Annotated in this window: 8 protein-coding genes and 3 tRNA genes; 5 read left to right on the top strand and 6 right to left on the bottom strand. The window is 44.1% G+C overall.

The annotated features are described in order from the left end of the window. From LDL18_RS01850 to LDL18_RS01840, 3 genes are all read right to left on the bottom strand, one after another. Positions 1-890: glycosyltransferase (locus LDL18_RS01850; RefSeq protein WP_296506553.1), on the bottom strand; the 890-nt coding region annotated here is incomplete at its 3' end. 17 nt (positions 891-907) lie between these two features. Continuing rightward, positions 908-2,386 (bottom strand): trigger factor, encoded by a 1,479-nt coding sequence (gene tig / locus LDL18_RS01845; RefSeq protein ID WP_296506551.1) that lies wholly within the window; start codon positions 2,384-2,386, stop codon positions 908-910. A gap of 109 nt (positions 2,387-2,495) precedes the next feature. Then, a tRNA-Leu gene (locus LDL18_RS01840) sits at positions 2,496-2,580 on the bottom strand. Positions 2,581-2,726: 146 nt separating this feature from the next. Here LDL18_RS01840 and LDL18_RS01835 point away from each other — a divergent pair. After that, positions 2,727-3,614: an aldose 1-epimerase family protein gene (locus LDL18_RS01835; protein WP_296506549.1), complete on the top strand. Its 888-nt coding sequence runs from the start codon at positions 2,727-2,729 to the stop codon at positions 3,612-3,614. 79 nt (positions 3,615-3,693) lie between these two features. Here LDL18_RS01835 and LDL18_RS01830 read toward each other — a convergent pair. Beyond that, a tRNA-Gln gene (locus LDL18_RS01830) sits at positions 3,694-3,768 on the bottom strand. A gap of 183 nt (positions 3,769-3,951) precedes the next feature. Here LDL18_RS01830 and LDL18_RS01825 point away from each other — a divergent pair. Next, positions 3,952-5,490: a sucrose-6-phosphate hydrolase gene (locus LDL18_RS01825; RefSeq protein WP_296506547.1), complete on the top strand. Its 1,539-nt coding sequence runs from the start codon at positions 3,952-3,954 to the stop codon at positions 5,488-5,490. Between the two features lie 3 nt (positions 5,491-5,493). Here LDL18_RS01825 and LDL18_RS01820 read toward each other — a convergent pair. Beyond that, positions 5,494-5,568: transfer RNA gene (locus tag LDL18_RS01820), tRNA-Gln, on the bottom strand. Positions 5,569-5,693: 125 nt separating this feature from the next. On the opposite strand from LDL18_RS01820, the gene LDL18_RS01815 reads away from it, so the two are divergent. From LDL18_RS01815 to guaD, 3 genes are all read left to right on the top strand, one after another. Then, positions 5,694-6,695 carry an NAD-dependent epimerase/dehydratase family protein gene (locus LDL18_RS01815; protein WP_296506545.1) on the top strand — a complete coding sequence of 334 codons (1,002 nt, stop codon included), beginning with the start codon at positions 5,694-5,696 and terminating at the stop codon, positions 6,693-6,695. Positions 6,696-6,809: 114 nt separating this feature from the next. Continuing rightward, complete coding sequence (locus LDL18_RS01810; RefSeq protein WP_296506543.1) at positions 6,810-7,310, top strand: MarR family transcriptional regulator; 501 nt, start codon at positions 6,810-6,812, stop codon at positions 7,308-7,310. Between the two features lie 13 nt (positions 7,311-7,323). Continuing rightward, the gene (gene guaD / locus LDL18_RS01805; RefSeq protein ID WP_296506541.1) at positions 7,324-8,625 is read left to right on the top strand and encodes a guanine deaminase; all 1,302 of its coding nucleotides are present in this window, start codon (positions 7,324-7,326) and stop codon (positions 8,623-8,625) included. A gap of 3 nt (positions 8,626-8,628) precedes the next feature. On the opposite strand, the gene LDL18_RS01800 is transcribed toward guaD, so the two are convergent. After that, the coding region (locus LDL18_RS01800) for an alkaline phosphatase family protein (RefSeq protein WP_296506538.1) at positions 8,629-10,137 on the bottom strand (1,509 nt) is incomplete at its 5' end.

Raw genomic sequence — 10,137 nt, 5'->3', positions numbered from 1 at the left:
ACTCCAGTCACTGTATCCAGTATGATACCACAGGCAAATGAAAGACTGGAAAGAATGACGAGGCCGGTTGAAAGTAAAGCTGTCGGCAATCTTGGAACTAATCCCGTGTGACAATAGGTAATCATCAAAGGCACAGCCAATCCGATACCTATAATCGCCAGAAAAATACCAATAACACTAAAAAACAGCATCGGGCGTTCTAGTCTGAAAAGCGACATAATCGTCAAGAGAATACGCCAGCCATCCCGATAAGTTGATAATTTTGAAAAAGACCCCTCTGGGCGGGCACTGTAACGCGTTTCAATCTCGGCAACCGGCATTTGTAAAGCCAAAGCGTGAACGCTTATTTCTGTCTCAATTTCAAAGCCAGTGCTTAAAACAGGAAAGCTTTTCACAAAGCGTTTTGAAAAAGCCCGATAGCCGGAAAGGATATCTGTAAAATTACGGCCAAACAGCCAAGCTAAAATACCATTGAGAACACGATTACCGAATTGATGTCCCAGACGATAGGCTTGGTCAGAAATAGATTGTCGAATTCCGACCACCATATCCAGTCCCTGCTCACAAAGCATTTTCACCATTTTGGGAGCAGCAGAGGCATCGTAAGTCGCATCACCGTCAGCAAGGATATAAATATCAGCATCAATATCAGCGAACATCCGTCGAACAACATGTCCCTTCCCTTGCAACCTTTCCGAACGCGTAATGGCGTGATGCTGTCGCGCAATCGCAATCGTGTTATCCGTGCTGTTATTATCATAAACATAGATATCTGCATCAGGCAGAACATGACGAAAAGCTGCCACCGTTTTACCGATGGCAGCTTCTTCGTTATGACAGGGTAACAACACGGCTACTTTCAAAGTAGCCGGTTTTGTTTCAGGCAGCACCTTGTCTGAAACCTTCCTTACTCGTCAGAAGATTTCTTTTCGGCTTTAGGTGCCGCTTTCTTTTTAGGAGCGGCTTTCTTTTTAGGAGCCGCTGCTTTTTTAGCCTTGGGTTTGTCAGAAGCCTTTTCTTTATGATCATGGTCGTGATCATGCTTACCGATGCTGTCTTCTTCAGCTTCAATAGCGGCTTCTAATTCTTCCCGCGTAACAGCACGATCCGTGATGTTGGCTTTTTCAAACAGGATATCGACAACTTTATCTTCATAAAGCGGCGCACGAAGTTGTGCAGCCATCATCGGATCCTGACGCAGATATTCAACAAAACGCTGACGATCGGCTGGGTTATAACGCTGTGCAGCCTGAGAAATGAGCATATTCATTTCGTTCTGGCTTACTTCAACATTGTTTTTGGCACCGATATCAGAAAGAGCCAGTCCAAGACGAACACGACGTTCTGCAATCGCGCGATATTCATCGCGTTCTTTTTCCATTTCAGCCAAAGCAGCTTCAGAATCTTCTTCATGGCTGGCAGCATGTTCCAGCTGACGCCAAATCTGGTTGAATTCAGCTTCTACCATCTGGCTCGGGACTTCAAAGCTATAGCTATCAGCCAACTGATCCAACAGCTTACGCTTCATATGCGTGCGCGTCAGACCATTTAATTCCTGTTCAATCTGACCTTTCATCAGATCACGGAGCTGATCGAGGCTTTCAAGGCCAAGGGATTTCGCGAAGTCATCATTGACTTCAGCTTTGCGTGGAACCCGAACATCGCTGACAGTGACGTCGAATTCGGCGTCTTTGCCTTTCAGATAGGGAACCGAATAATCTTCAGGGAAGGTTACTTTTAAAACGCGGCTTTCGCCCTGTTTTGCACCGACCAACTGCTCTTCAAAACCCGGAATAAACTGACCAGCGCCCAGTTCGACGCTCATATCCGAGCCGGTGCCACCCTCAAAGGCTTCGCCATCAACTTTACCAACGAAATCGACAACGACGAGGTCACCATTTTCAGCTTTGTGATCTTTTTCCGAATCATCAAAGCTTTTCTGATGTTCTGCGAATTCTTTGATTTTCTCATCGATCACAGCATTATCAGCTTCGACCGTCAAACGTTCCAGCTTCAGATCATCGAAAGAAATTTCAGGCACTTCTGGCAAAATTTCAAATTTAACCTTTAGCTCGGCATCTTTACCCAGCTCATAACCTTCAGTCAGTTCGACTTCAGGCTGCATGGCCGGCTTTTCACCTTTGTCACTCAGTAATTTCTGAACGCCTTCCTGAAGGGCTTTGTTCAAGGCATCTTGTGCCAAAGAAGCACCATACATTTTGTTAACCAGTTTTGCTGGCACTTTCCCGGGACGAAAACCGGGCATATTAACGCGAGGTGCCGTATCGGCGACTTCCTGATCGATTCTTTTACGGATCTCATCTGCCGTAATAGTCAGCGTGTAGTTCCGCTTCAGGCCTTCATTTAACGTTTCGACAGTTTCCATCTCGTAACGAACCTTTATTTCTGAATTCTGCTTAAAGCCAAATAATATCTGCCCCGAAGATTCGGAGCAAACGCTCTTCAGAAGGAAAACCTCTGAACAGTGAATGGGATGGTGCGGGCGAAGGGACTTGAACCCCCACATCTTGCGATACTGGAACCTAAATCCAGCGCGTCTACCATTTCCGCCACGCCCGCAAATAAAATCTTTTGGCGAGGTCTATAACAATAGTTTCCCCAAGAGCAAGCCCGTCATTGCTTTCTATTCGAATATTCCTGCATTTGAGGTCGATATTGCGATAAAAAATGGCGTTCTCTGAAAAAAAATGCGATAAAAACCGCCCATGAGCAAGATTATCACTATAAAAAATAATTCATTGACACTCGATATCTCGACATCGGGTGCCGAAATGCAACGCATCGAAGATGCCGATGGCCAGCAATGGCTATGGGACGGAAATCCTGAAATATGGAGCGGCCATGCCCCTTTCCTCTTCCCGATTGTCGGCACTTTGGTTCAAAATCATTATCGCTTGGGCGATAAAAGCTATGAACTTCCGCGTCATGGTTTTGCTCGCCGGAAAGCTTTTGAGCCGATTGTTATTGAGGCCGATCATGCCTGTTTCCGATTAAAAGATGATTCGGAAACGCTGGCTGTGTATCCGTTCCCTTTTACGCTTGATATCGACTATCGATTGAAAGAAAATAGTTTAACTATCGAAGCAAAAGTGACCAATAATGGCGATTCTCCTATGCCGGCCAGCTTTGGTTTCCATCCAGCCTTAAGATGGCCGCTTCCAACGGGAGCAGATAGAAAGAATCACATCGTCCTTTTTGAAAAAGCCGAGATCGGTGCTATCTCCGGTGTAGATAGTGATGGTCTTTTTGTTAGCCCAAGAGAAAATCCGGTGCATGATCGGACGGTTATCTTAAATGATGACCTATTTAACGATGATGCCTTGATTTTTGACAAAGTCGCTAGCCGTGCCGTTTGGATGGGTGCACCCGGATATAAGGGCGCTATTGTCCGATTTCCTCTGATGCCGTCCTTGGCATTATGGATGAAACCGGGTGCCGATTATCTTTGTATCGAGCCGTGGCAGGGACATTCCGATCCGGCAGGTTTCAAAAGCAATATTTTTGAAAAACCGGGTATTGTCTCGATTAAACCGAAAGAAAGCCGATCTTTTAGCATCGAAATTCTTATCAATGTCGATGAAAACGATTTATAATTTTTATTGAAAAATAAATTTTGGCACAAGGCTGCAAAGGTGACTACTTTTGTAGCCTTTTGTCTATCAAGTCTAAAAATGGTTGGGGCGGCAGGATTCGAACCTGCGCATGACGGGATCAAAACCCGTTGCCTTACCGCTTGGCTACGCCCCAATAGGCTGCATAAGAGTGCAGTCAATTTTTGAAGAGCCGCTTTATAGCAAGTAAATTTCTTTTGAAAAGCCTTGCAACCAAAAAATATGGAAAAAAGACAGCTTCATCTCTTCCAAAAGGAAAAATTTTTGTCTTTGGTCGTTACTCTTTATAATTCTTCTATCCGAATAAAAGGCAGCGATAATGGAATCCCCCTCTTACAAAAATCTCATCAAAGCCGAGGATGCGCAGAAAAAAGCTGGGAAACAGCTTTTATCTTCTAAATGGTATCCAGGATTTCATGTGACGCCTTTAACTGGCTGGATGAATGACCCCAACGGCCTGATTTTTTTCAAGGGGGAATATCATCTTTTTTATCAATATTATCCTTTTGCACCTGTCTGGGGGCCGATGCATTGGGGGCATGCGAAAAGTCGTGATTTAGTTCATTGGGAAACACTCCCTGTTGCTCTTGCCCCGGGGGATTCGTTTGATCGCGATGGTTGTTTTTCGGGATGCGCTGTTGATGATAATGGTGTTTTGACGCTGATCTATACCGGACATATCGTTTTATCTAATGATAGCCCCGATGCCATTCGCGAAGTGCAATGTATGGCAACAAGCACAGACGGCATCCATTTTCAAAAAGAGGGCATCGTTCTTGAAAATCCACCCATGCCACAGGTCACGCATTTCAGAGACCCTCGTGTTTGGAAGGAGAATAACCACTGGTTTATGGTGGTGGGCTATCGGACAGATGATGAAAAGCATCAAGGGATTGGACATGTCGCTCTATACAAAAGCGGGAATCTAAAAGACTGGGTTTTTGTCAAAACGCTACTGGGCGATAATTCTCAATTTCCACCGGGGAAACGGGCTTTTATGTGGGAATGCCCTGATTTCTTCTCATTAGGTAATCGTTCTGTTTTGATGTTTTCTCCGCAAGGCTTGAAAGCAAGTGGCTACAAAAATCGGAATCTATTTCAAAACGGCTATATCCTTGGAAAATGGCAAGCACCCCAATTTACGCCGGAAACAGCTTTCCATGAACTAGACTATGGTCATGATTTCTATGCCGCACAACGTTTTGAAACCAAAGATGGTCGTCAAATATTAATTGCATGGTTTGATATGTGGGAAAATCAAAAACCCAGTCAGCGAGATGGATGGGCTGGCTGTATGACATTGCCCCGCAAACTTGATTTGATTGATGATAAAATTGTGATGACGCCTGTTAAGGAAATGGAGGTTTTACGGCAATCAGAAAAAATTGAATCTGTTGTAACGCTTTCGGATGCCGAGCATCCATTTACCATGGATTCTCCCCTGCAAGAAATAGAGCTGATCTTTGACTTGGAAAAAAGCAATGCTTATCAAGCGGGTCTGGCTTTGCGCTGCAATGATAAAGGTCAAGAAACGCTTCTCTACATAGACAGAAGCCAAAATCGTATCATTCTTGACCGGAATCGCTCGGGACAAAATGTGAAGGGGATTAGAAGCTGTCCGCTTCCGAATACCTCCAAAGTCAGGCTGCATATATTCCTTGACCGATCCTCTATAGAAATTTTTGTTGGCGATGATCAGACTCAAGGACTCTACAGCATAAGTAGTCGAATATTCCCTGATAAGGACAGCCTTAAAGGCCGTTTATTCGCTATCGAAGGCTATGCCGTTTTTGATTCTTTCAAAAGATGGGCATTACAGGATGCTAATCTAGCCACTTTTTCAAATGATGCCTGTTAAAAATGGTTGGGGCGGCAGGATTCGAACCTGCGCATGACGGGATCAAAACCCGTTGCCTTACCGCTTGGCTACGCCCCAATAGGTTTCTCGGTCGAGAATGGTCTTCTTTATAACGACTGAAACGGGCTTGAAAAGTCCTGATTTCTAAAAATTTTTCTTTTCTCGACCTCAATTCGGGCAATTCCTCTGAAAGGATCTCGATTATGGCCATTTTGATAACAGGCATAGCTGGCTTTATTGGTAGTTTTGCTGCAAAATTCCTTTTAGGAAGAGGGGAAGAAATAATCGGAATAGATAATCTAAATGATTATTATGATCCTGGGTTAAAGAAAAAGCGTTTGGCAGAATTAAAAAAGCTCAAAAACGGTAAGCTACATTTTCTTCCTATCGATTTTTCGGATGGAGTTCTTCTTAATAACACTCTCGAAAAATACGATTTTGATCGGATTATCCATCTGGGCGCTCAGGCAGGCGTTCGATATTCGCTCATTAACCCCCAGATATATGGCGATTCCAACTTAACCGGCCATCTCAACCTGCTTGAATTAGCAAGACATAGAAAAGTCCGGCATATGGTCTATGCCTCTTCTTCTTCTGTCTATGGCAATCGTTCTACCCTGCCCTTTAAAGTCGACAGTCAGCCGGATTATCCAGCTTCTCTTTATGCCGCAACCAAAAGAGCGGGCGAGATGTTAAGCGAAAGCTACGCCTATCTTTACCGTATTCCCCTGACAGGTCTCCGCTTTTTTACAGTATATGGCATTTGGGGTCGTCCAGATATGGCCATGTGGATTTTTACAAAAAAAATCCTTAAAAAACAACCCATTATGCTTTTTAATAATGGCGAAATGCAGCGCGATTTCACCTATATAGATGATGCGGTATCAGGTTTGATTGCGGCATTGGATAACCCACCGCAAGATAATAACGCAATAAAATCAGGCGGCAGCCTTAATCCTCATAATATCTATAATATCGGCAATCATCACCCTGAAAACCTGAAATATCTTGTTGAATTACTAGAAGACGCTTGCGGCTGTCATGCTATCAAAGAATTGCATCCCATGCAGGCAGGCGATGTTTCCACTACCTTTGCCGATATTGAGACATCAAAGCGGGATTTAGGCTTTTTCCCTAAGATTCCGCTAGATATTGGAGTAGGCCGTTTTGTCGAATGGTTCCGCCATTATATCACTCATTTATGAATGCCATTATAAAAAATTCACAATTGTTAGGTCAAAAAACAGGGCTTTGTTTTCTCAATCAATTCTATATCCTTCTTTCCCCATATTTTATTTATTTTTCAAAGGTGTGGACTGATGAAAGAGTCGTTTTCTTCGCCAGCCGATTCCCTTCTTTTTCTAAGGGAAGCTGAAATAAGACGGGGTATAGAACTTCTTTATTTTGGCTACTCTACTATTTATCAGTCCATTGATAGCCTGCTGACAAAAAACGGATTGGGACAAGCGCATTATCGTTCGCTTTATTTTATTGCCAGAAAACCTGATATTTCAGTCGGAGAGTTACTTCGACTGTTAAATATCACCAAACAATCCCTAGGGCGTGTTATTCATGATTTGGAAGAAAAGGCACTTATCAAAATAAGACAAGGCGAACGGGATCGCCGATGCAGATTGCTTAAATTAAGTGATTCAGGGAAAGCCTTGGAAAGTCAGTTATTCAGCTTAATTCGAGATAAAATGGCCAAGGCTTATGCGACTAGCGGAGCCGATGCCGTAACCGGATTCTGGCAATTATTAGAAAATCTTTTATCGACCGATATAAAAGATTCTGCCCTAGCCCTTCGCAAAAGCGAGTAAGAAGGAAATAGATATGCGTCAGGGTTTTCGAGGCCAAATACTTTCTTTTACAGATGACCCGTCCTTTTATGGGGACAAGGCTGTTTCCTATCAAAAAGATGGCATAATCGTCGTTGAAAATGGTCGTGTCATTGCACGGGATAAGGTTGAAATTATCAAGACGCAATTTCCTGATCTGGCAATTACTAACTGTTCCGACTATTTAATCATGCCCGGCTTTATTGATAGCCATATCCATTACACACAGCTCGACTGTATCGCCGCCGGAGGTGAAACCTTACTTGGCTGGCTTGAAAAAAAAGTTTTTCCAACCGAGCAGAAATTTTCGGATAAAACCTATGCGACAAAAACAGCCAACTTTTTTTTAAAGGAATGTCTGCGGAACGGGACAACTTCTGCGCTTGTTTTTGCGACATCCTATCCCCAATCAGTCGAAGCGCTTTATAATGCGGCTTTCAAGGCGAATATGCGCATTATCACTGGTAATGTCTTGATGGATTTAGCGCCCGAGGCGCTTGCCGATAAAACACCAAAAAGTCTCGGCGATAGTGAGCGGTTAATCCAAAACTGGCAAGGTCATGGCCGATTGGGATATGCCGTAACGCCCCGTTTCGCTCTGACATCTTCTTCGGAACAATTGTCCGATGCAGGAAAAATACTGGGTGAATATCCCGATATTCTTATGCAAACACATCTTGCAGAGACAAAAGATGAATGTGCCGCTGTGAAAGAACGCTTTCCCAAGGCTAGCGATTATCTGGAAGTCTATGAAAGTTTTGGACTGCTAACTGAAAGAAGTGTCTTTGCCCATTGCCTATATCTATCAGATTCCGCGTTCCATCGCTTAGCTAAAGCGGGTGCTGGAATTGCGTTTTGTCCGACATCCAATCTATTTTTAGGTTCAGGATTATTCAATTTAGAAAAAGCCCGCCAGCATAAGATCAAAATAGGTTTGGGAAGTGATGTGGGCGCTGGAACCAGCTTCTCATTACTAGCAACGATGGCTGAAGCCTATAAAATATGTCGGTTACAGAATTATAATCTTGATCCCTTTTATGCCTTTTACCTCGCAACTTTGGGCGGGGCGCGGCTTCTGGGTATTGATCGCTATGTTGGCTCACTAGAAATCGGGCAAGAAGCTGATTTTATCCTCATAAATCCAGCAGCCACGCCTTTGCTTGCTCGCAGAACAAAAAAGGCTTCTTTAGAAGAAAAACTTTTCGCTCTCGAAATTATGGGGGATGATCGCGCTATTGCTGCTACCTATATCAAAGGTAAATTGGCTTTTGGCGGTATTGATCACCCCCCTATTTAGAAACTATTTAACGGGACAGGTAGTAGCTTCTGTCGGGTCAAGATCAAGGCAGCGGCCATCGACCTCTCCTTTTTGCAAAGGAATCTGCAAGAGAGCTGCTAAACTTGGCATAATATCGACGGTTTCAACCGGCATAGGTTGTTCAAAACCGGATGCATGCGGCGTGTAAAAAATAATAGGGACGCGCCGATCATAATCCCATGCGGATCCATGGGTCGCTACATATGAAACTGGCTTGGCAATAGGCGTCACGCGCGGTTTTAAAAGGACAATCAAGTCGCCCGAACGTAACGGATCAAAAGAGGCCTTCGCTCTTTCAGCTAAATTCCATAATTCAGGCGAACGGGTTGGATACGGGATATGGGTTAATTCTGACGCTGTAAAAACCGCAGCAACCTGTGGATGATTGGATAATTCCAATTTTGCAGCCTGAATAAGCTGCGTTTTCGTTTGCTCGGGTAAATTACGGTTAATATACCAATCGCCTTGTGGCTCATTGGCAAAAAATAATGGCTGATTATGGCTCAATAGAAAGCGTTCCGCTAACCTCCAAGAAAGCTGATCTGGCGATAACGCGGGGTCAACACGTTGAGCCGTCTCCACACCTCGTAATTTTGCGCGTTCAGGCACATCTTGGCCTCCATGGTCAGCTGTTAAAACCAAAACGTAAGGGACACCGTTACTATCTAAGGCGGCAATAATACGAGCAATATTATCATCCAAGCCAGCCATTTGGCTGCACATTTCCGCCCCTTCTGTGCCATAAGCATGGCCGACCGCATCCGTTGCAGACAAACTCACCGTTAAAAGATCGGGGGCATTTCCATGCCCTAATTTCAATTCATCAATCAACCCGATGGCAATATCGGTGGTTGTCCGATCATAATCGGGGGTTACTCGAAAAGTCTTGAAATCACCGGCTTTTCTGGATGCCGGTGCCAAACCAATAATTCTATTATTCCCAATCTTCAGAGCTGACGCATGATCTGCGCAAACAGAAGGCATGACAGGTGTCTCGTCTTGCTGCATCAAACGGGTAACCTGTTCATTCACCGTTTTTACAGTGGCAGGCATCTCCCCTTTATGATCAGCCAGCGTTTTATACGCATTATCAGACCAAAACCATATTTGATCCGTCATATGGCCACCCATCATAATGGCAGCACGATCTTTGCCCGCTACTGAAATTACACGGCTATGGGGATTCGTTTGTTTCATTCTATCGCCCAAAGTCGGCACTTTTAAATAATGAACCGATGGTTGGTAATTCTGGGGATCAGATGAAAGAGACGGGTCTTCACTACAATAGACCTTTTTATCAACCCTTTTGACCGAAAAATCATACCAGTTATTGGCAATAATCCCCGTTCTAGCTGGATGGTCGCCTGTTAACAAAACCGAATGTCCAGGACAGGTCTCCGTTGCCGCATGACTATGATAAGCCATAGGATAGACAACACCATTTTGTAACTGCTTCATTCCTGATCGGAAGCGGCCACGATATTCAGAAAA

The organism is Zymomonas sp. (assembly GCF_020216885.1).
GTDB lineage: Bacteria > Pseudomonadota > Alphaproteobacteria > Sphingomonadales > Sphingomonadaceae > Zymomonas.
The sequence above is the reverse complement of the archived record's forward strand: the minus strand, read 5'-3'. Positions and strand labels throughout refer to the sequence as shown.

What these genes read in the sequence shown, in the direction of transcription:
- tig (WP_296506551.1), bottom strand. Translation starts at nt 2,386, where the DNA reads ATGGAAACTGTCGAAACGTTAAATGAAGGCCTGAAGCGGAACTACACG.
- LDL18_RS01835 (WP_296506549.1), top strand. Translation starts at nt 2,727, where the DNA reads ATGAGCAAGATTATCACTATAAAAAATAATTCATTGACACTCGATATC.
- LDL18_RS01825 (WP_296506547.1), top strand. Translation starts at nt 3,952, where the DNA reads ATGGAATCCCCCTCTTACAAAAATCTCATCAAAGCCGAGGATGCGCAG.
- LDL18_RS01815 (WP_296506545.1), top strand. Translation starts at nt 5,694, where the DNA reads ATGGCCATTTTGATAACAGGCATAGCTGGCTTTATTGGTAGTTTTGCT.
- LDL18_RS01810 (WP_296506543.1), top strand. Translation starts at nt 6,810, where the DNA reads ATGAAAGAGTCGTTTTCTTCGCCAGCCGATTCCCTTCTTTTTCTAAGG.
- guaD (WP_296506541.1), top strand. Translation starts at nt 7,324, where the DNA reads ATGCGTCAGGGTTTTCGAGGCCAAATACTTTCTTTTACAGATGACCCG.